The sequence below is a fragment of the Clostridium sp. DFI.1.208 genome, from assembly GCF_024463855.1.
GTDB lineage: Bacteria > Bacillota_I > Bacilli_A > Erysipelotrichales > Erysipelotrichaceae > Clostridium_AQ.
Genome location: NZ_JANGCA010000347.1, coordinates 1 through 255 on the forward strand (window position 1 = coordinate 1; position 255 = coordinate 255).

The window sequence follows — 255 nt, forward strand, 5'->3', positions numbered from 1 at the left end:
ATGAAAATGAACGTCAGAAAGTTGAAGTACAGGCTGTCAAAAAGGACGCAGATGACCAACAGCTGCTAGTCGGCGCTGAAATCACGCTATATGCAAACAGAGACGTGTACAACTATGACGGCGATGTGATCGTAAAAGCCGGTGAAAAAATTGAAACGGTGGTAACCGGCGAAGATGGTAGAGCCACATTTACTGCAGACCTGCCTAATGATCTTACTCCAGAATATGGTGTAATGCCGATTGAGAAAATTGAAG

The 255-nt window shown here is 44.3% G+C and carries 1 protein-coding gene; it reads left to right on the top strand.

The window, feature by feature from the left end:
• Nucleotides 1-255: SpaA isopeptide-forming pilin-related protein (locus NE665_RS24890; protein WP_256302790.1), on the top strand; the 255-nt coding region annotated here is incomplete at both ends.